Here is a 20,738-nt window from a genome sequence, read left to right as displayed (position 1 = left end):
CGCGCCGACCCGGCGCCCGGGGTCCGCGCCCGATGACCGTCCCGGCCTCCCCCGCCGCGCCGATCCTGCTGCGCGGCGCGCAGGTGCTCGACGGCACGGGTGCTGCCGGCTTCCGGGCCGACGTGCTCGTGCGCGAGGGGCGCATCGCGGCCATCGGTCGCTCCCGCGGGGAGGTGGCCGTCCCGCCCGGGACCCACCGCATCGACGCCGACGGCCAGGTGCTCGCCCCCGGCTTCATCGACCTGCATTCCCACGCCGACCTGCGGATCCTCCTCGAGCCCGCGCACCCCTCACGGATCACCCAGGGCTTCACCACCGAGGTGCTGGGCCAGGACGGTCTGTCCTATGCGCCCGTCACCGACGCCGTGCTGCCGGAGCTGCGGGCGAAGATCGCCGGCTGGAACGGCGACCCGGAGGGGTTCGACTGGTCCTGGCGCGGCGTCGGGCAGTACCTGGACCGGCTGGACCAGGGGATCGCCACCAACGCCGCCCACCTGGTCCCGCACGGGACGGTGCGAGCGGTCGCCGCCGGCTGGGAGGACGCGCCGCTGACCGCGGCGCAGCTGGCGCGCATGGAGGAGCTCGTCTCCCAGGGCCTCGCCGAGGGGGCCGTGGGCCTGTCCACCGGGCTGACCTACACCCCGGCGATGTACGCGGGGCGCGAGGAGCTGGTGCGGCTGTGCCGGGTGGTCGCGGCCGCGGGCGGCGTCTTCGCCCCGCACACCCGCTCCTACGGGGCCGGCGCCCTGGAGGCGTACCGCGAGGTGCTCGAGGTCGCCCGGGACAGCGGCTGCGCCCTGCACCTCACCCACGCCACCATGAACTTCCCGCCCAACGCCGGGCGCGCCGGGGAGCTGCTGGCGCTGGTGGACGCGGCGATCGCCGAGGGAGGGGACGTCACCGTGGACTCCTACCCCTATCTCGCCGGGGCCACCACCCTCGCGGCGGTCCTGCCCAGCTGGGCATCGGCCGGCGGTCTCGAGGCGACGCTGGGGCGCCTGGCCGATCCCGCGGCCCTCGCCCGGATCCGGGAGGCGCTCGAGGTCACCGGCTCCGACGGCTGCCACGGCGTCACCGCCGACTGGGAGACGATCGAGATCAGCGGGGTCTCCCGCCCGGAGCTCTCCGGCCGGGTGGGCCGCACGATCGCGCAGATCGCCCGGGCGGAGGGGATCGAGCCCTTCGCCGTCCTCGTCGACCAGCTGCGGCGCGACCGCCTGGCCACCGGGATCCTCCAGCACGTCGGCCACGAGGAGAACGTCCGCGCGATCCAGCGGCACCCCGCCCACCTGGTGGGCAGCGACGGCCTGCTGGTGGGCGCCAAGCCGCACCCGCGGGCCTGGGGCACCGCGCCGCAGCTGCTGGGCCGATACGTCCGCGAGCTGGGCGACCTGACGCTCGAAGAGGCGATCGCGCACCTCACCGGACGGGCCGCGCGGCGGCTGCGACTGCGGGACCGGGGCCTGGTGCGCGAGGGATGGGCGGCGGACCTGGTCCTGTTCGACCCGGAGACCATCGCCCCCGGCGCCACCTACGAGCACCCGCGCGAGCCGGCGATCGGGATCTCCTGGGTGCTCGTGAACGGCCGTGCCGCCCTGGCCGAGGGCGAGCCGACCGGGGCGCTCGCGGGGCGGGCGCTGCGGCTGCGGGACGGGGAGGTCGCGGCGGCCGGCTGATCCCGGCCCCGGCGCCCGTCCCCGGGGCCGGCGTCCGCGAGGCCAGCGTCCCCCGCGGTCAGCGTCCCCCGCGGTCAGGGGCGTCGCAGCGCGCGCCGCACCGCCCGCCGCGCCCCGCGGGCCGGCCCCGCCCCAGCCATCAGGTACGCCCCCAGCAGGCTGGTCGCCCCTCCGGCGGCGAGCATGATCGGGTCGCGCCATCGGCCCGCGGGGCCGGCGCCGGTGGCGACGACGCTGCCGAGGGCCACCAGCAGACCGCTCATCGTGATCCCGGCGATCACCCGGTCGCTGACCACCTCGACCCGCTCGACCAGCGGCTCCAGATCCTGCGCATCCAGCCGCACCCGCAGGCCGTGGGCCTCGAAGTCCTCCAGCAGCAGCTCGCCCCGCTCGGGGAGGTCCGCCGCGAGGTGCGCCGACCGCAGCCCGGCGCCCGTCAGCCGCCGGGACAGCGCGTGCACGCCCCACTGCTCGAACAGCGCCCCGTAGCCGACCTCCTCGAGCACCGCGCCCAGGCGGAACCCGGGATCCAGCACCGTGGCGGTGGACTCGGTGAGCACCAGCATCCGCAGCAGGGTCGCGACCTCGCCGGGCAGCTGCAGGGCGTGGCGGCGCAGCATGCCGGTGAGCTGCGCGAAGAAGTCCACCATCGACATCTCGGCGAGGTTCCCGCTGACGGTCTCCATCAGCGACCGGACGTCGGCGCGCAGCCGCCGCCGGTCCACCGTGCCGCGCGGCGGGGCCAGGTGCAGCAGGCGGCTCATGACCGCGTCGGCGTCGTGGCGGCCCAGCGCCAGCAGCAGCCACAGCAGCTCGCCGCGGGTGTCCTCGTCCAGCTCGCCGACCATGCCGAAGTCGATCAGCCACAGCCTGCCGTCCGGCTGCACGAACATGTTGCCGGGGTGCGGGTCCGCGTGGAAGAGGCCGTCGGCCAGCACCATGCGGATCACCGTGCGCGTGGCCCCCTGCGCGAGGGCGCGCCGGTCCAGTCCCGCCGCGTCCAGGGCGGCCGTGTCGTCGATGCGCATCCCCGTGGCCCGCTCCTCGGTGAGCACGCGCGCGGTGGACAGCTCGTCGATCACGGCGGGGATCCGCACCAGGGGGTCGTCGGCGAGGTTGCGGGCGAAGGCGCGGGCGCTCTCGGCCTCGATGCGATAGTCCAGCTCGCGGCGCATGGCCCGGTCGAAGGAGGCGACCAGGGCCGGCAGCCCGTAGCGCTCGGCCAGCTCCCATTCCCGCGCGGCGATCTCGGTGAGGTCCCGCAGGATCGCGAGATCGGCCTCGACCTGCGAGGAGACGCCCGGCTTGCGGACCTTGACCACGACCTCCCGGCCGTCGGCCAGCCGCGCCGCATGCGCCTGCCCGATGGACGCCGAGGCGAGCGGCGTCTGCTCGAGATGGGCGAACAGGTGCTCGGCATCGGCGCCGAGCTCGGCCCGCAGCACCGCGCGGATGTCGGAGAAGGGGACCGCCGCGGCGCCGTCCTGCAGCGCCCCGAGCTCGCGCGCATAGGCGGGCGGCAGGATGTCCTCGCGGGTGGCGAGCATCTGCCCGAGCTTGATGAAGGTGGGGCCCAGCGCCTCGAGGGCCAGCCGCAGCCGCACCGGGGCCGAGGGCGCCTCGCCCCCGGGCTGCGGGGCCGATGCGCCGCGCCCGTGCTCGTGCCGATGCCGGCGCACGATCGCGGCGAAGGAGGGGACCTGCCGGCCGATGCCGAGGGCATCGGCCACCGCGCTCCAGCCGAAGCCCACCAGGACCTCGGCGATCTGCCTGTACCGTTCGCCGCGCTCGACCACCATGGCCCCACAGTAGTGACCGGGCCGCGCCGGGGCCGGGACGCGGCGGCCCGGGGGCGCCGACCCCGCCCCGCACCCCGGGCGGGGGCCGCCACGGAGCGGGACGCCCGTGCCCGGGACCGGTTGACCGATTTACAGTGGCTCCCGGCCGCACCCCGGCCTCCCCCGCCACCCTGGAGACTCCGCCCCACCATGTCCTTCGAGAGCATCTACCCCGAGGTCCGCGCCCTGGTCGACGGCCTGTGGGACCATCCCGAGCTCGGCTACCGCGAGGAGCGCACCTCCCGCGCGGTCGAGGAGTTCCTGCACCGCCACGGCGACGGCCTGCGCGTCGAGCGCTTCTCCACCACCGGCCTGAAGGTCGCCCTGCCTTCGGCCGCCGGCGCGAGCCCGGCCGTGCCCGGCGGCGACCCCGCGGCCGCGCCGCGCCGCCGCATCGCGGTGGTCGCCGAGCTCGACGCGGTCATCTCCCCCGCCCATCCCGACGCGGACCCGACGACCGGCGCCGTGCACGCTTGCGGGCACCACACCCAGGTCGGCATCGCCCTGGCGGCCTTCGCGCAGCTGGTCGCCACGGGCGCCTGGAAGCAGGCCGATGTCGACCTGACCTTCGTCTTCGTGCCCGCCGAGGAGTTCGTCGACCTCGCCCACCGGGCCCGGCTGCGCGAGGAGGGCACCATCACCTGGTTCGGCGGCAAGCCGGAGGCGATGATGCTGGGCGTCTTCGACGACGTGGACGCCGCGGTGTGCCTGCACGCCATCGGCGGCCTGCAGGAGGAGCCGACGATCGAGATCGACTGCGACCTCGCCGGCTTCCTGTACAAGACCGTCGAGTTCGAGGGCGTCGCCTCCCACGCGGGCCTGGACCCGTTCAGCGGCACCAACGCCTACGCCATGGCCACCCTGTTCACGACCGCGCTGGGGCTGGGCCGCCAGCAGCTGCGCGAGGACGTGCTGGTGCGCATGAACCCGGTGATCCCCTCCACGGAGATGACCACGAACGTCGTCCCGCACCGGGCGGTGGTGGGCACCGACGTGCGCTCCATCGACCTGGACTACCTGGGCGAGGTCGCCTCCCGCGTGGACCGCGCCGCCCACGGCTGCGCCGCCGCGCTCGGCGGCACCGCGCACGTGCGCACGGAGATGGGGTACCTGCCCTTCGTCCAGGACCGCACCATGTCGGGCGCGTTCCGCGAGGCCTTCGCGGAGGATCCGACGATCACCCGGCTGATCGAGGACCGCGGGGCGATCGCCGCCGCGGGCGACGCCGGGGACCTGTCCTTCATGATGCCGACGGTGCAGCTGTCCTACGGCGGCTTCGACGGCACCATCCACGGCCGCGACTTCCGGATGGTCGATCCCGAGCACGTGCTCATCGCCGTGCCGCGGCTGCTGGTCGCCGCCCTGCTGCGCCTCGGCGCCCACCTGCCCGAGCCGCTGCCGCGCCGCACCTACGCCGAGTACGTCGAGACGATCGCCGCGATCGCCCCCGTGCCCGAGGGAGCCGCCCCGGCCGCCGCGGCCGACGCCCCCTCCCCCGCCGCGCCCGGCGCCCCTGTCCCCACCTCGCCCTCGGAGGCCCGATGACCTCGCACCCCGCATCCCCCGCCCCGGCGGCCGTCGCGCCCTCGCGCGGCGGCGCCCTGCTCGACATGGGCCTGCTGATCGGCCTGGTGCTGGTCACCATCGTGATCGCCGAGGCCATCGGCATCCGCCCGGTGCCGATCACCGACTCGATCACCATCACGATCCTGCCGCTCGTGTTCGCCGTGCTGATCACGATGATCCTGGGCATCCCGGTGTGGCGGAAGGGCATCCTGCGGCGCATCTACTCGCGGCGCAACGTCGGCTTCTCCGGCGCGTTCCTGATCATCATCATGCTGCCGCTGATGGCCCGCTACGGCGCCGACGTCGCCCCGCGGCTCGGCGAGATCGTCTCCATCGGCTGGGTGTTCCTGCTGCAGGAGCTCGGCAACCTGGGCACCGTCCTGCTGGGCCTGCCGATCGCCCTGCTGCTGGGGCTGCGCCGTCACGCCATCGGCTCCACGCTGGGCCTGGGCCGCGAGGGCGAGCTCGCCTACATCTCCGAGAAGTACTCGCTGAACTCCGACCCAGGCCGCGGCGTGCTGTCGATGTACCTCATGGGCACCCTGTTCGGCGCGCTGTTCTTCTCCTTCTTCGCGCCGGTGCTGCTCGGGTTGGGGCTGGACGTGCGGGCGCTCGCGATCGCCTCCGGCATGGGCTCGGCCTCGATGATGACGGCGGCCTCCTCGACCCTCGCCGCGCAGACGCCGGACCTGCAGGACACGATCGTCTCCTACGCCGCGGCGAGCCAGCTGCTGACCAGCTTCATCGGCACCTACACGATGGTCTTCCTCGCCGTGCCGCTGCAGCGCTTCCTGTACAACCTGCTCATGCGCGGGAAGGACCGCCTGCCCGCCGGCGGCGCGATCCCCGCCGCGCCCTCCTCGGCGTCCCCGGCCTCCCCTGCGGCCGAGGCGGCGCCGGCGAGCGCGGCCACCCTGTTCGCCGCGCGGCGCTACGCGACCTTCGCCGCCGTGCTGCTGCTGTCGGTGGCGCTGGTGCTGTTCACCCAGCAGATGAAGCTGTGGGTGAACCCCGAGTCCACGCCGCTGACCGCCCTGACCATCGGGGGCCTCGCGACGCTGTGGCTGTTCGCGATGATCGGCATCGTCATCGGGGACCTGATGACCCTGTCCCGGGTGCCGGTCCTGCGGGACTTCCCCGTGCTGGGCTGGGTGTCGCTGACCTCGCTGGCCGGCTGCCTGGCCTGGGGCGGCTTCGTCGACGCCATCGGCGCGGTCGACTTCCTGTCGCTGACCACTCCGATCCTCGCCTTCGCCGGCGTCAGCGTCGCCGACCGCATGGTGGACCTCTCGCGGACGTCGTGGAAGGTCGCGATCACCGCCGTGTTCGTGTTCATCGGCACCTACGTCGGCTCCGCGCTGCTGGCGCAGTTCGGCCTCAGCGTCTCGGGCTGACCTGCTCGCGGTGCGGCGTCGCCGGGAGGGCGCCGGCCGCGGCCAGGATCGCCCCGAGGCCCAGCCCCAGGACCGCGACGGCGAGGATCGCCGCCATCGGGATCAGCGGCAGATGCACGAGCCGGTGCAGGGCGTACACCAGCACCTGGAGGAGCACGGCGGCGCCGGTGAGGATCGCCGCGACGGCGACCGCCCCGGCCGCCCGGGGACGCGCACGGCCGAGGGACGCCAGCCCTGCCGCCACCGCGAGCAGGACGACGACCGTCGCGCCCGTGCCCAGCAGCACGCCGAGCGTCGCGCCGAAGCCCCCTGCGCCCAGCGGTGCGAGGCCCGCGAAGGCGGGGCCCTGCTCGAGGACGTGGGCCCCGCTGAGCACCGCCGCGGCGGCCCCGGCGACCGTCGCCGCCGTCGTCCCGGCGCGCCGGGCCAGGAGGAGCACCGCCGCGACCAGGGAGCACAGGGTGCACAGCACCAGGCCGAGCAGGGCGAGCGCCATCACGGCATCCTGCACGGCGGGCATCGGCCGCGCGGCCCCGAGGGCGAGGGCGATCACGAGCAGCACGGTCGGCAGCATCACGGCCGCGGCCGCCGCCAGCACGAACCGGCCCCTGCCCGGGGCGGCGGCGAGGATCCCGGCGGCGAGCAGCACCCCCATGGGCACGCCTCCGACGGCGCCGATGGCGACGACGGCGAGCAGGGAGAGGAGGTCGGCGGAGGAGGACATCGTTCACCTCGGGGAGGTCGGGCCGCGACGCGCGGCGGGGCGAGGGTGCCGACATCCTTGCACGCGGTGCTACGTTCGATGCCGGGCCGCCGCCGGATGCGGGCCCGAGCCGACCGACGTCCCAGGGGTTGCCATGACCACCGATGCCCTCCCGCCCCATCCCGACGCCTTCGGCGTCGAGCTGCCCGTCTGGCTGCGCGAGGAGATCGCCGCGATGCCGCCGCGCGTCCCCGATGCGCAGGAGCGGATGCGCTTCGTGCTGCATCTGGCGGCCCGCAGCGTCGAGGAGGGCACCGGCGGCCCGTTCGCCGCGATGGTCCTGGACCGCGCGACCGGGCGGGTCGTCTCCGTGGGCACGAACCTCGTGACCGGTTCCGGGCTCTCGGCCGCGCACGCCGAGGTCGTCACCCTCAGCCTCGCCCAGGCCCGGCTGGGCACCCATGATCTGGGCGCCCACGGCACGGAGGGGCTCGTCCTGGTCATCAGCGCCCAGCCGTGCGCCATGTGCCTGGGCGCGGTGATCTGGTCCGGCGTGCGCGCCGTGGACATCGCCGCCCTGGGGGCGGATGTCGAGCGGATCACCGGCTTCGACGAGGGCCCCGTCCCGGCCGACTGGCGCGAGCAGCTCGAGGGCCGCGGCATCGCCGTGACCACGGGCCGCTGCGAGACCGAGGCCCTCGCCGTGCTGGAGGACTACCGAGCCCGCGTCGACGCGGGCAGCAGCACCCTGTACTGACCGCGCCGCCGACGGCCCGCCCGGGGCGGGCCGTCGGGGCTCAGAGGGTCGCGGCGTACGGGTCGAAGTCCGCGGGCATCGGCTCGACGGCCTCGAAGGTCGAGGTCACCGGCACCGTCTGTCCGGAGCCGATGGCCTGCTCGATGGCGACCATGACGTCCAGGACGTGCGCGGCGATGGCCCCCTGCGCCCGGTGCGGCACGCCGGCGCGCAGCGCCCGGGCCATCTCCAGCACGCCGAGGCCGCGGCCGGTCGTCGCGCCGGAGGCGGGGATCGCATCGGCCGCATCGGAGCGGTAGGCGGTCAGCCGGGAGTCGCCGTCGAAGACGTTGGGGTCGGGGAACGCGAGGGTGGCCTCGGTGCCGTAGACCTCCACGAAGCCGGCGCGGCGGTGCGGGGAGTCGAAGCTCAGCAGGGTCGTCGCGTTCTGGCCGCCGGCGAAGCGCAGCAGCGCCGCGACCTGCGTGGGGACGGTGACGTCGAAGACCTCCCCGGCCTTCGGGCCGGAGCCGATGGTGCGCTGCGCGCGGGCCGTCGAGCCCGCCGCGGAGACGCCGGTGACCGGACCGAGCGCGAGCACCAGGGTGGTCACGTAGTAGGGCGCGATGTCGTACAGCGGGCCCGCGCCCTCCTGGAACAGGAAGGCCGGGTTGGGGTGCCAGTCCTCCGGGCCGGGGGTCTGGAAGAGGGTGAGGGCGCTGGCGAGCTCGCCGGCGCGTCCCTCGCGCAGCGTCCGAAGCGCGGTCTGGATGCCGGCGCCGAGCACGGTGTCCGGGGCGCCGCCGACGCGCACGCCCGCGTCCGCGGCCTGCTGCAGCAGCGCGGCGGAGTCCGCGGGGGCGGTGGTGATCGGCTTCTCGGTCCACACGTGCTTGCCCGCCTCCACGATGGCGCGGGAGACCGCGTAGTGGGCGGTGGGGATCGTCAGGTTCACGACGATCTCGACGTCCGGGTGGGCCAGCACGTCCTCCGGGCTGCCGGAGGCGGGCACCGCGAACTCCTCGGCGCGGGCGCGGGCGGCTTCGGGGACGATGTCGCCGATCACGTGCACGATGACGTCCGGGAAGGAGGTCAGGTGCGTGAGGTACTCGGCCGAGATGGTCCCGGCGCCGATGATGCCGACGCCGACGGGGCCGGTGGTGGGGGTGGTCATGAGGGGTCTCCTGAGAGGGATGCGGGGCGGCCGGGGCCGCGGGAGGTCGGGGCCGTGAGGCCCGTGGTCGGGTTCGTGGCGGGGGCCGGGGCCCGGCCCGCGGGCTCAGCGGCGCTCGAGCAGGTGGGTCCGGGAGGCGGCCACGCCCTCGAAGATGTCGCCCGCGTACGCGTCGAACTCGATCACCCCGAGCTCGGCGCGGCGGGAGGCGGCGAGGGTCTCGGCCAGCGGCATGCGCCCCTCGCCCAGCGGCAGCTGGCCGGCGGGGTCCTCGGCGAGGTCGCCGTCCTTGAGGTGGACGAGCTTCACCCGCTCCCCCAGGGCGCCCAGCAGCGCGGTGATGTCCGCTCCGCCGACGACGGCCCAGTAGGTGTCGATCTCCAGGACGATGCCCGGCTCGAGCTCGTCGGCGAACAGCTCCAGGGCCGAGCGGCCCTCCAGCTGCGAGGCGAGCTCGAAGTGGTGGTTGTGGTAGCCGACGGTGATCCCGGATCCGGCCGCCTCGGCCGCCCGCCGGTTCAGTCGATCGGCGAGCGCGCGGACGGCGCCGGCGTCCGTCCAGTCCTCGGGGTTCCAGAAGGGGTCCACGAGATAGCGGACGCCGACGGCCCGAGCCGCCTCGAGCACCGGGCCGAGCTCGCCGTCGCCGAGGAAGGACTGGTGGGCGCTGGGGAAGGCGATGCCCAGCTCCTCGCGGGCGCGCACCAGGTCATCGCGCTGCTCGACGAGGTGGTAGGGCTCGGCGGTGTCGAAGCCCATCTCGACCAGGCGGCGCAGGGTGCCGAGGTGGTCCTGGGCGAGGGCGTCGCGGACGCTGTACAGCTGGAGGGAGATCTGCATGGGGGTGCTCTCTGTGAGGGGCGGCCGATGGGCGGGGGGCGGGCCCGCCGCGGACGGACGGGCCCGCGCGTCAGGGGCGGAGGGGACGGGCGGCGGTCACTTCACGGCGCCGGCGGTCAGGCCGGCCACGAAGTTCTTCTGCAGCAGCAGGAAGCCGGCGACGACCGGGACGCTGACCACGAGCGAGGCGGCGAGGATCTGGTTCCAGTACACGTTGGTCTGGGTGGCGTACTGGCGCAGGCCCACGGCCAGGGTGCGGCTGTCCTCCGTGGTCATGACCGAGGCGAACAGCACCTCGCCCCAGGCGGTCATGAAGGCGTAGATGGCCACGGCCACGATGCCCGGGCGGGCGGCGGGCAGGATGATCCGCAGCAGGATCCCCATGTTCGAGGCGCCGTCGACCTTCCCGGCGTCGTCGAGCTCCCGCGGGATGCCGTCGAAGTAGCCGGCGAGCATCCACACCGAGAACGGCAGCGAGAACGTCAGGTAGGTGATGATCAGGCCCAGGCGGGTGCCCACCAGGGTGATGCCGAAGGTCGTGTCGATGTTGACGAAGATGAGGTACAGCGGCAGCAGGAACAGCACGCCGGGGAACATCTGCGTGGACAGAACCGTGGTCATGAACGGCCCGCGGCCGCGGAACCGCCAGCGGGAGACGGCGTAGGCCGCGAGGATCGCGACGAGCACGCTGAACAGCGTCGCCGCGCAGGTCACGATGAGGGAGTTCAGGAAGTACCGGGCCAGCGGCACGGTCTCCCACATCTGCACGAACGGCGCCAGGGTGACGCGGCTGGGGATCCAGCTGAAGGAGGACTGCACGTCCCCCAGCGGCTTGAGCGCCGTGGTCGCCATGACGTACAGGGGCACCAGGACGAAGACGCTGAGGACGCTCAGCACCACGACCCGGAAGATCTTCTCGCCGGTGGTCTCACGCATCGCGCTTCGCCTTCCGCTGGGTGAGGTGGAGGTAGCCGAGGCTGACCGCCAGGAGGAACAGGAGCAGGAGCACGCTCATCGCGCTGCCGGTGCCGAAGTCCCAGGTGAGGAACGAGGCGTTGTAGATGTGGAAGCTGATGAGGTCCCCGGCCGCGGGCTGGGCGGTGCCGAACAGGACGTACGGGGTGTTGAAGTCGTTGAACACCCACAGGAACATCACCAGCAGCATCGTCGAGTTCACGGCGTTCAGCTGCGGCAGGGTGATGCGCCGCCACTGCTGCCACGGGGAGGCGCCGTCCAGGGCGGAGGCCTCGTACAGCTCCCCGGGGATCGACTGCAGGCCGGCCATGAACATGAGGAAGGCGAAGGGCCACATGCGCCAGATCGCCACCACGACCACGGAGACGAAGGCGTTGTCGCCGATCAGCCAGAAGGGCGCCTCGTCGAGGATCCCGAGCTGGTCGACGAGCACGTGGTTCACCGCGCCGGTGTCCCGCTGGAGCATGAAGTTCCAGGTGATCACGGCGGCGTACATCGGCAGGGCGTAGGGCACCAGGAACAGGGTGCGGAAGACGGCGCGCCCGCGGAAGGTCCGCTGCAGCGCGACGGCGGCGGCCATGCCGATGGCCCAGCTGAGGCTCACCACCAGGAGCGTGAACGCCACGGTGACCAGGAACGAGGTGAGCAGCCCCTGGCCGACGGGAGTGCTCACGTCGACCGCGATCCGGTAGTTCTCCAGGCCGGCGAACGGGGCGTCCGTCCAGCGGCGGATGAAGAACTTGGTGAGCTCCACGAAGCTCATCCAGAACCCCGTGACCATGGGGACGATGTGGATCAGCAGCTCGAGCAGCAGCGCGGGGATCAGGATCAGGTAGGGGAACCAGGTGCGCCGCCCGCGCGGTCGGGGCGCCGCGGCCGCGGGGGCCGGGGCGACATCGGCGCGCGGGGGCGTCGTGGTGGAGGTCGGGGGCATGATCTCTTCTCGTGGTCGAGGGACGGCCGGGCTCGGGCCCCGGGGGCCGATGCCGGACGGGGAGGTCGCGGGCATCGGCCCGGCCGGGACGGCTCAGGCGCGGATCGCGTCCTGCGCGGTCTGCATGGCGGTGGTGACGTCCTCGCGGGTCACGGTGCCGCCGGTGGCGATGGTCGCGAACATCTCGTTCATGGCCTGGCCGACGGCGGACTCGAACTGGTCCTCCCACGGGACGCGGGGCAGCGGCTCGGCGCGCTCGCGGTAGACGTCCAGGAACATCTCCGCCTGCTCGGCGTCCTCGGTGAAGGTCGGCTCGCCGTCGGTGAGCACCGGCAGGGCGGCGAAGGGCTTGCCGAGCTGGGCCTGGACCTCGCTCGAGGTCAGGTGCGCGATGAGCTGGAGGGCGCCGTCGAGGTTCTTCGTCGACTCCATGACCGCGATGTTGATGCCGGCCAGGTGCGAGGCGCACTGGCTGGCCGCGCCGGCCGGGGCCGGGAAGGGCACGGCCGCGAACTGCTCGGCGGTCATGCCGTTGGCCTCGATGGTGGCGTGGGCGTTGTTCTGGTTGATGATCATCGCCGCCTCGCCGTTGGCGAAGGAGGTCACCGACTTGGTTCCGCTGTCGAACTGCGCGTTGGAGGGGTTGACGACCTTCTCGGCCTGCATGAGGTCGAGGTAGCGCAGGACCCCGTCGACCACACCGTCATTCGTGAAGTCGGGGCTGCCGTCCTCGGTGCTGAGCTGCGCCCCGTTCTGCACGGCGTTGATGAAGGCGAAGTGGACGTTCTCCGTGTAGGAGCCCGCGGCCAGGCTCATCCCCCACACCCCGGCTGCGGGATCGGTGAGCGCCTTCGCGGCCGCGACCATCTCCTCCCAGGTGGTGGGCGGGGCGATGCCCGCCGCCTCGAACATCTCGGTGTTGTAGTACAGGCCGTAGGCGAGGCCGTACAGCGGCACGGACGCGGGCTGGGTGTCGGGGGCGAAGGCGGTCTCCAGCGCCGCCTCGACGTAGCGGTCCTTGCCGCCGAGCGTCTCGAACTCGGCGTCGCCCAGCTCGTAGAGCCCGCCGGTGGCCTGCAGGCTCACGCCCCAGGTGTTGCCGATGTTCACCACGTCCGGGCCCTGCCCGGAGGTGATCGCCGTCTGGATCCGGGTCTGCAGGTCGGTCCAGCCGATGACCTCCAGGTCCACGGTGATGCCGGTGTCCTCGGTGAACTTCTCCAGCACCGGGGTGAGGATCTGCTTGTCGTCGTCGAGGGACTGGCCCTGGTTGGAGGCCCAGTAGGTGAGGCGGTCGGGCTGCGCGTCCGAGCCGCCGGAGCCGCAGGCGGCCAGCCCGGCGCCGGCTGCGGCGGCGAGGGGGACAGCGGACAGAAGGGTGCGGCGTCGCATCATCGTCTCCTTGAGCACCGACATCGGTGCAGGTGAGGGGGAATGTCGAGGGGTGCTGCTGGCCGATCGGCGACGGTGGTCCCGCATCGGACGCTGTCGCTTAATCGATTCGTGCTTAATCGATTCGTGAGTCTGGCATCGAGGGGTCGAGCGTGTCAACCGAGCAGGGTGCGGCGCCTCGGGCGACCGTCCGGAGGAGGCAGAGACGGCGGGGCGGGGGGGCGGGGACGGCGCGGGCGCCGCCGAGCTCCCCGTCGCGCGGGGTACGACGGGGCGACGGCTGCGCGGGTCAGCGCGGGCCGGTGGACTCCCGGGGCACGAGGGTGGAGGGGCCGGAGGCGGAGGCGGTGCCGGCCTCGACCTCGTTGCGCACCAGCCGAGCCAGCAGCTCGCCGGCGCAGCGGCCCTTCAGGAACGGCGCCCGGTCCAGCGCGGTGATCGCCGGCGCCGCCACCTCGGCGATGAGCGAGTCGTCCCAGCTGATCACGCCCATCTGCCGCGGGACGTCGATGCCGCGGGAGCGGATCTCGCGCAGGGCGCCGAGGGCGATGAGGTCGCTCGAGGCGATCACGGCAGCCCGGGCGCCGTCCAGGTCGCCGATCCGCGAGAACGCCTGCGTCCCGCCGGCGATGGTGTACGGCGCCTCCGCGAGGACGTGCCGGAGCCCCGCCTCGGCGCACAGCTCCCGCAGCAGGTCCGCGCGGCGCGTCTCGTGGCCGTACCGCATCGGCCCCGTGAGCTGGATGCATGCGTCGTAGCCGCAGGCCAGGACGTGGTCCACGAGGATCTGGGCGTCGCTGGACTCCGGGGTCACGACCTTCACGAACCGTTCGTCGCCGCCGTGGTCGCCGAGGACCGCGAAGGGCATGCCCAGCTCCTCCAGGGCGCGCGGCCGCGGGTCGTCGACGCTGAGGTCCAGCAGGACGACGCCGTCCACACGACGGTTCTCCGCCCAGGAGCGGTAGACGTCCAGCTCGGCGGCGGTGCCGCCCTCGACGAAGCGCAGCAGCAGCTCGTAGCCGCTGGCGCTGGTGGCGGACTCGATCCCCGCGGTGACCGACGAGTAGTACGGCTCGCGGGAGATCTCCTCGGGATCGCGCACGAGCACGAGGCCGATGTTGCCGGTCAGCCCCAGCCGCAGCGCCTTCGCCCCGAAGTTGGGCACCCACCCGACCTCGCGGGCGTGGGCGAGGATCCGCTCGCGCAGCGCCGGGGAGACGCCCGGCTTGTCGTTGAGCGCGTAGCTCACCGTCGCCGGCGAGACCCCCAGATCACCCGCCATCGTGGCGATCGTGGGCCGCCGGATCGGCTTCCGCTGCATGGGGATGCGCCCTCCTTCCGGGCCGGCTGCGACCTCCCCGGGCGCGAGGCCGATGCGGATCGGCGGAGGTGGGGAGAGGACCAGGATACGGTTCCGGACCTGGCGGGACCCCGGATCCGCCCTGCGCGCCCCGGCGCGTCGGCGACCGGGGCCGTGCCGGCGACGTCCCGGCGCGAGGCGGGCCCGCGATCAGGGGCGGGGAGCCGGGGTCAGGGCGCGCCGGCAGCCGGCGGGGCCGGATCGACCTGGCGCGTCACGACCCACCGGTGCTTGCCGATCTGCCGGGTGCGCGTGAAGCCGAGCCGTTCGAAGGTGCCGAGGGAGCCGTGGAACAGGAATCCCGCCGGGACCTGGTCCGCCGGTTCCGGATACCCCTCGACCACCCCGCCTCCGGCGCGGGCGATCAGGTCGATCGCGCCGCGCAGCGCGATCTCGCTGACGCCGTGCCGACGGGAGGGCTTGGTGACGTAGCAGCACCCGATGCGCCAGTCCGGCAGTTTCTCGACGGCCTTCTCGTACGCGCCGCGGTTCTTGATCCGGGGCAGCTCGTCCGGCGTGCCGTACTGGCACCAGCCCACGCATCGCTCGCCGTCGAGGACGAGGGCCGCTCGCGTGGTCCCCGCCTCGACCTTCGCCCGGCGGCGTGCGCAGTTGAGCTCGGCGTCCGCGCCGCGCCCGGCCATCGCCGTGCCTTCGGGATGGAAGGCCATGCACCAGCACCCCGCAGGCATGCCGCCCGCCTCGCGAACCGCCGCTTCGTATGCGGGCCAGGTCGAGGAGTCGAGCGGAGATACGGTGCACCCCGATGCATCCATGGCCTCATCCTAGCGATGGCATGCGACGGGCTGTCCCGGCTGGTCCGAGAGGGGTCTCGGCCGCCACCATCGGCCACCGCGATGCCGAGACAGGGACGATGCCCGCCCCGCGCCGCGGATCGGGCGGCCCGGGGCGAGCATCGATCGGCCGATCAGCCTTTCACGGCGCCGGTGATCACCGCCTTGGTGAAGTGCCTCTGGATGAAGGGGTACATGATGATGATCGGGATGATCGTGCACACCACGGCCGCCATCTTCAGGGAGGCCGCCGGGGCGTTCTTCATCCCCGAGGAGATCGCCGCCGCCGCGGCGGCGTCCTGGCCCGTCGGCCCGGAGGAGGCCAGCAGCCACTGCTGGATCAGGACCTGGATGGGCTTCACGTCCATCCCCGGGGTGTAGAGCACGCCGAGGAAGTAGGTGTTCCAGTAGCCGACGGCGTAGAACAGGCCGATCACGGCGAGGATCGCCTTGGACATCGGCAGGACGATGCTGAACAGGATCTTGAACTCCCCGGCGCCGTCGATCTTCGCCGCGTCGATGAGATCCCCGGGGATGCTCGTCATGAAGAACGTCCTCAGCACGATGAGGTTCCACGCGCTGAAGCAGACGGGGAGGATGAGCGCCCACATGTTGTTCAGCAGGCCCAGCTTCTGGACCACCAGGTAGGACGGGTACATCCCGGGGGCGAACAGCAGCGTGATCAGGACGGCCGTGAGGATCTTCGAGTGCCACAGCGTGCCGGGGCGGGACAGCCCGTAGGCGGCGCCGACGGTGAGCACGAGGCTCACCGCGGTGCCGATCGCCGTCAGCAGCATCGTGAACAGCAGCGATGCCGTGACCGCGCCGCCGGAGAGGATCTCCCGGTAGGCCTGGAGGCTGATGTCCGAGGGCAGCAGGACGAGGTCTCCGCCGGCGCGGGCGAGCGCCTCCTCGCTGGCGAGGCTGGTGGCGACCACCGCCCAGATCGGCACCAGGATGGCCCCCGCGTAGACGGCGAGGAACAGGCCCTTGAGGATCTTCGTCGGGATCGACGGCTCCTCGTCCCAGACCGGGCGGACGCGGGCGCGCTTCTTCGCGCCGAACAGCTGGATCTGTGCGGTCATGATCGCTGGTACACCCCCTGCTCGCCGAGCCGATGCGCGACGTTGTTGGCGGCGAGGATCAGCAGCAGGCCGATCACGCCCTTGAACAGACCGGCCGCGGTGCCGATGGACTCGCCGTTGGAGGCGAGGATCGTGCGGTAGTAGACGAAGGTGTCCAGCACCTCCGCCGTCCCCCATCCCACGGCCTGGCGCTGCAGCTGGTACTGCTCGAAGCCGACGGTGAGGATCCCGCCGAGCTGCAGGATCAGCAGCAGCACGATGACCGGGCGGATCCCCGGCAGCGTGATGTGCCACAGGCGCTGCCAGCGGTTCGCGCCATCGGCCGCCGCGGCCTCGTAGAGGCTCGGATTGATGGCGGCCAGCGCGGCGAGGAAGATGATCATCCCCCAGCCGGCGTCCTTCCAGGTCCATTGCATCCACGCCAGGAGCATGAACGTGTCCGGATCGTTCATGATCTGGAGGCGTTCGGCGCCGATCCCCACGAGCCATCGGCTGAGGAGCCCGTCCTGCCCGAGGACCTGCAGGAAGATCGTCACCACCAGCACCCAGGAGAAGAAGTACGGGAGGTAGACGATCGACTGGAAGGTGCTGCGCAGGACCGTCGACATGATCCCGTGGACGACCAGCGCGAGCATGATCGAGAACGGGAAGACGAACAGCAGCTGCGCCCCGGCGAACTGCAGCGTGTTGATCAGCGCGCTCACGAAGTACGGGTCCTGGAACAGCATCTGGAAGTAGGTGAACCCGATGATCGGGTTCTCCCAGAACGGCCGGTACGGGCTGTAGTCCATGAACGCGATGACGCTGAACGCCGAGGGCAGATAGAAGAAGAACGCCAGCTGGAGGAGCGCCGGGAGCACGAGCAGCAGCAGCGGCCAGTCGCGACGGAGCCGGCTGCGCAGCGGGATGCGGCGGCGCTCGATCGTGCCGACCCCCTCAGCGCCGTGGGCCGTCGCGCCGGCCTTCGCGCGGCGCGTCCGGGGGCGGGAGGACGAGGGCCGAGAAGCGCCCGGGAGCACGTCGTCGCCCGGGGGCGACCCGGCCTCCAGGGTCGAGGTCGCGCGGGAGGAACGGAGCATCATCGGATCCGCGCCTCTCCCTGGGGACCGCCGGGGGCGGTCGTCATCCGACAGGGCGCCATGTCACTGCCCTTCCAGGGTCTTGCGGACCTCGTCGTAGACGGCGCGGGTCGCGTCGCCGCCGTCGGCCTTCCATGCGGCCACGGCGTCCTCGAGGCTGCTGAGCTCCGCGCGGCCGGAGATGATGTCGTTGACCTTCTCGTCGAAGACCGTGCCGGCCTCCGAGGCGCCGGCCGGAGCTGTCACGCGCGCATTCTCGAACTGGTCCTTCACCAGCACGGGGAGCACGGAGGCGTGGAAGTCGAAGCGGCGCTGGACCATCTCCGCCGGCCCTTCGAGCAGGTTCTGGACCATCCCGCTCATCGCCGTGAAGGCGAAGGAGTCCTGCTTGGCGGCGATGCCCGCCTCGGTGAACTGCGGGCGACCGTCGTCGCCGCGCTCGAAGTGCTCGCCCTCGATGCCGTAGGTGATCATCTCGGCCTCGACCGTGCCGCTGGGTGCCGCGCACCAGTTCGCGACGTCGAGGATCTCCTCGATCTGCTCCTTCTCGAGCTGGTTGCTGAGGAACAGCCATCCGGCCACACCGCCGGCGCCGTGGTACATCGGCTCGCGCCCCTCGAAGGTCAGCGGCCCCAGCACGTCCAGGTCGAAGTCGGGGTTCTCGCCGGTGGCGGCGACCTGCGCCGGCATGTCGGTCCAGCGCGCCCAGCCGTCCTGGTCCAGGAGGACCTGGCCGGCGCGCTGCAGCGCCTTGCCGTCGAACTCGGGAGTGCCGACGGAGGGATGGACCAGGCCCTCCTCGCGGATCTGGCGCTGGAAGGCGACCCATTCCGCGAACTCGGAGCGCTCGTTGTTGTGGACCATGGCCGAGCCGTCCCAGATCCATCCGGAGCCGGGGGCGAGGCGGAACCAGGCCCGGGACATGTAGTCCGTGCCGCCGATCGCCCATCGGCCCGCGGGATCATCGGTCCAGGCGCGCGCCACCTCGAGCAGCTCCTCGACGGTGGTGGGGACCTCCAGCCCGGCCTCCCGCAGCAGGTCCGCGCGGTAGAAGAAGCCGTTGCCGGGGCCGCCGTTGAGCGTCCATGGGATGCCGTAGATGCCCGAGGTCTCGGCCGGGTTCTCGGGATCGGCCGCCCAGACCGAGGCTGCCCAGGCGGCGTCGCCGCGCCCTGCCAGCAGCGGCCACCGCTGCGAGATGTCCCCGGCGAGGACCTCGGAGAGGTTCGCGAAGCGGTTGACGACGGTCTGGTCGAAGTTCGCGTCCGCCCCGGTCATCCAGGAGAACAGGAGGATCGCATCCCCGAACTCCTGCGCCTTGATCCACTGCACGGATGCCTCGGTGTAGGCGTTGGGGTCGTTCTGCACGAACTCGATCCGGGTCCCGCCCATGGCCTCGGCCATGGCGTCGTAGTACGGATCGTCCTTCGCCATCGCCGGCCCCCAGTTCGGCACGTACACCCGGTACGTCCCGGAGCCGCCGTGCGGCTCGGGGACCGCCTTGGGCACCGGGCTGGGGTAGGTGAGGTAGGCGCTGGGGTGGTCCGGCGGCTCCCCCACCAGATCCGGCTGCGTCGGCAGCGGCCACTCCACGTACTCGGGGAGGATGTCCAGCTCGGCGTTGAGCGTCTGGACGCTCCCCTCCCCGCCGCTGATCTCCCCGCACCCGCTCAGCAGGGGCAGCCCTGCGGCGCATACCGAGCCGAGCAGTCCTGTCCTGAGCACTGTCCGCCGTCGCAGGGCGGAGGTCTTCACGTCGTTCGCCATGGTCCTGTCCTCATCGTTGAGATGGAGCGATGCGCGGGTCGCGGCCGGGGTCCCGGCCTCCCGCGCGGCACACGCTACGAGGCGACGCTTTTCTTTGTCAACGAATGTAACAAAGACGTTGTCCCGGCCCTCGGCGGCGACCGGGCCGACCGGCCGACCGGGCCCGCCGAGGACGCAGCCCGCCGATCGCGGACCCCAGCGAGCGCGGCTAGGGTGTCGCCACACCCGGCGAAGGAGCAGCGATGACAGACCCCACGGCCCGGCCCGGCGGATCTCCGGCCCCGGGCTGGCCTCCGCTGAGCCCGGTCCACCGCGGGACGCTGCGCACGCTGCTCACGCGGGGCTCCCGGTCCCGCGCCGAGATCGCCCGGGAGCTCGACATGTCCCGCGCGAGCATCACCCGCGCCGCCCGGGACCTGGTCGACCACGGCCTCGTTGCCGAGGGGCACCTGGAGCTGCGCGGGGCGACCGGACGCCCCGGGGAGATGCTCCACGCCCGGCCGGAGGCCTGGAGCTTCCTGGGCATCAAGCTGACCGGCGACCGCCTCTACGCAGTCATCACCGACCTGTCGGCCAAGATCCTCGTCGAGGCCGATGAGCCGCTGCGCTCTCGCGCGGTCGAGGAGGTGGTCGCCCAGATCGCGGAGGCACGAGAGCGCCTCGAGGCACCGCACCCGCCCCTCGCCGCGGCCGGCGTCGCCCTGGGAGCCGACGTCCGGATGATCCCCGGACTGGGCGCGATGGTCGACTCCTCGTACCACGGATGGCAGGGCGTGCCCCTGGCCCGCCTGGTCGACGAGGCGCTCGGCATCCCGGCGCACGTCGAGAACGACGTGCGCTGCCTCACCGCGGCGGAGCACCTCTTCGGCGTCGGATCCGGCCTCGACTCCCTGGTGCTGCTGACCGTCGGGGTCGGCCTGGGGTTCGGGATGATCCTCGACGGCCGGCTCGTCACGGGGACGCACGGCAAGGCGGGACGGCTGGACCATCTGCCGCTGAGCGAGGACGGGCCGATCTGCCCGTACTGCCGGCGCGCCTGCTTCTCCGCCGCGCTCACGAACGATGCCATGCTGCGCACCCTTGCGCGCCCCGGGATCGACTACCCCGGGCTGGTCGCGCTGGCCCGGGCGGGGGACGAGGAGGCGCTGGAGGTGTTCCGGATCGCCGGCCGCGCCCTCGGCGCGGCGACGGCGACGCTCGCCAACACCCTGGACCCGCAGAAGGTCGTCGTCACCGGCGACGGGATCGCCGTCACCGAGCTCGCACGCGCCGAGATCGACGAGGCCATCACCGCGCACGCCCATCCGAACGGTGCCCTGATCAGCCTGGAGATCGCACCGTTCGAGTTCAACGAATGGGCGCGCGCCGCAGCGGTCCTCGCGATCCGCGCGCGCATCGGCGCCTGACGCGCCGCGACGGTTCGCT

General features: G+C 73.0%; 17 protein-coding genes. 5 read left to right on the top strand and 12 right to left on the bottom strand.

What is annotated here, in order from left to right; genetic code table 11:
- The first annotated feature begins 32 nt into the window (after positions 1 to 32).
- Entirely contained in the window at positions 33 to 1,676 is a 1,644-nt protein-coding gene (locus tag BF93_RS04985) for an N-acyl-D-amino-acid deacylase family protein (protein ID WP_038370933.1), read from the top strand.
- A 74-nt stretch (positions 1,677 to 1,750) separates the two neighbouring features.
- On the opposite strand, the gene BF93_RS04980 is transcribed toward BF93_RS04985, so the two are convergent.
- Positions 1,751 to 3,475, bottom strand: coding sequence for an ABC1 kinase family protein (locus BF93_RS04980; protein WP_051486532.1), 1,725 nt, complete (start codon positions 3,473 to 3,475; stop codon positions 1,751 to 1,753).
- 189 nt (positions 3,476 to 3,664) lie between these two features.
- On the opposite strand from BF93_RS04980, the gene BF93_RS04975 reads away from it, so the two are divergent.
- Both BF93_RS04975 and BF93_RS19270 read left to right on the top strand, forming a co-directional pair.
- Positions 3,665 to 5,059: a M20/M25/M40 family metallo-hydrolase gene (locus BF93_RS04975; protein WP_156954041.1), complete on the top strand. Its 1,395-nt coding sequence runs from the start codon at positions 3,665 to 3,667 to the stop codon at positions 5,057 to 5,059.
- Positions 5,056 to 6,474 carry a DUF3100 domain-containing protein gene (locus tag BF93_RS19270; RefSeq protein ID WP_198025349.1) on the top strand — a complete coding sequence of 473 codons (1,419 nt, stop codon included), beginning with the start codon at positions 5,056 to 5,058 and terminating at the stop codon, positions 6,472 to 6,474. The genes BF93_RS04975 and BF93_RS19270 overlap by 4 nt, the downstream gene beginning before the upstream one ends.
- On the opposite strand, the gene BF93_RS04965 is transcribed toward BF93_RS19270, so the two are convergent.
- On the bottom strand, positions 6,458 to 7,198 hold the full coding sequence (locus BF93_RS04965; protein WP_038370931.1) for a hypothetical protein: 741 nt from the start codon (positions 7,196 to 7,198) through the stop codon (positions 6,458 to 6,460). The genes BF93_RS19270 and BF93_RS04965 overlap by 17 nt on opposite strands.
- Positions 7,199 to 7,331: 133 nt before the next feature.
- On the opposite strand from BF93_RS04965, the gene BF93_RS04960 reads away from it, so the two are divergent.
- The gene (locus BF93_RS04960; protein ID WP_051486531.1) at positions 7,332 to 7,934 is read left to right on the top strand and encodes a nucleoside deaminase; all 603 of its coding nucleotides are present in this window, start codon (positions 7,332 to 7,334) and stop codon (positions 7,932 to 7,934) included.
- 40 nt (positions 7,935 to 7,974) lie between these two features.
- On the opposite strand, the gene BF93_RS04955 is transcribed toward BF93_RS04960, so the two are convergent.
- The 10 genes from BF93_RS04955 to BF93_RS04910 all read right to left on the bottom strand — a co-directional run bounded on the left by BF93_RS04955 (position 7,975) and on the right by BF93_RS04910 (position 19,313).
- Positions 7,975 to 9,087, bottom strand: a complete 1,113-nt coding sequence (locus BF93_RS04955; RefSeq protein ID WP_038370929.1) for a Gfo/Idh/MocA family protein — start codon at positions 9,085 to 9,087, stop codon at positions 7,975 to 7,977.
- 105 nt (positions 9,088 to 9,192) lie between these two features.
- Positions 9,193 to 9,927, bottom strand: coding sequence for a sugar phosphate isomerase/epimerase family protein (locus BF93_RS04950; protein ID WP_038370928.1), 735 nt, complete (start codon positions 9,925 to 9,927; stop codon positions 9,193 to 9,195).
- Between the two features lie 96 nt (positions 9,928 to 10,023).
- Complete coding sequence (locus tag BF93_RS04945) at positions 10,024 to 10,863, bottom strand: carbohydrate ABC transporter permease (protein ID WP_038370927.1); 840 nt, start codon at positions 10,861 to 10,863, stop codon at positions 10,024 to 10,026.
- Positions 10,856 to 11,836: a carbohydrate ABC transporter permease gene (locus tag BF93_RS04940; RefSeq protein ID WP_038370926.1), complete on the bottom strand. Its 981-nt coding sequence runs from the start codon at positions 11,834 to 11,836 to the stop codon at positions 10,856 to 10,858. Before BF93_RS04940 ends, BF93_RS04945 begins: the two co-directional genes overlap by 8 nt.
- A gap of 93 nt (positions 11,837 to 11,929) precedes the next feature.
- Positions 11,930 to 13,252, bottom strand: a complete 1,323-nt coding sequence (locus BF93_RS04935) for an ABC transporter substrate-binding protein (protein ID WP_232226196.1) — start codon at positions 13,250 to 13,252, stop codon at positions 11,930 to 11,932.
- 265 nt (positions 13,253 to 13,517) lie between these two features.
- The gene (locus BF93_RS04930; RefSeq protein ID WP_038370925.1) at positions 13,518 to 14,549 is read right to left on the bottom strand and encodes a LacI family DNA-binding transcriptional regulator; all 1,032 of its coding nucleotides are present in this window, start codon (positions 14,547 to 14,549) and stop codon (positions 13,518 to 13,520) included.
- Between the two features lie 209 nt (positions 14,550 to 14,758).
- Entirely contained in the window at positions 14,759 to 15,259 is a 501-nt protein-coding gene (locus tag BF93_RS04925; protein ID WP_198025348.1) for a GNAT family N-acetyltransferase, read from the bottom strand.
- A gap of 257 nt (positions 15,260 to 15,516) precedes the next feature.
- Entirely contained in the window at positions 15,517 to 16,467 is a 951-nt protein-coding gene (locus BF93_RS04920) for a carbohydrate ABC transporter permease (protein ID WP_051486530.1), read from the bottom strand.
- Positions 16,464 to 17,546, bottom strand: a complete 1,083-nt coding sequence (locus BF93_RS04915) for an ABC transporter permease subunit (protein WP_084148288.1) — start codon at positions 17,544 to 17,546, stop codon at positions 16,464 to 16,466. The genes BF93_RS04920 and BF93_RS04915 overlap by 4 nt, the downstream gene beginning before the upstream one ends.
- Positions 17,547 to 17,609: 63 nt before the next feature.
- Positions 17,610 to 19,313, bottom strand: coding sequence for a type 2 periplasmic-binding domain-containing protein (locus BF93_RS04910; protein WP_038370922.1), 1,704 nt, complete (start codon positions 19,311 to 19,313; stop codon positions 17,610 to 17,612).
- Between the two features lie 242 nt (positions 19,314 to 19,555).
- Between BF93_RS04910 and BF93_RS04900 the strand changes: the two genes are divergently transcribed.
- Complete coding sequence (locus BF93_RS04900) at positions 19,556 to 20,719, top strand: ROK family transcriptional regulator (protein WP_084148273.1); 1,164 nt, start codon at positions 19,556 to 19,558, stop codon at positions 20,717 to 20,719.
- Positions 20,720 to 20,738 lie beyond the last annotated feature (19 nt).

This window comes from Brachybacterium phenoliresistens, assembly GCF_000576425.1.
Lineage (GTDB): Bacteria > Actinomycetota > Actinomycetes > Actinomycetales > Dermabacteraceae > Brachybacterium > Brachybacterium phenoliresistens.
This window is presented reverse-complemented; position numbering and strand designations above follow the sequence as displayed.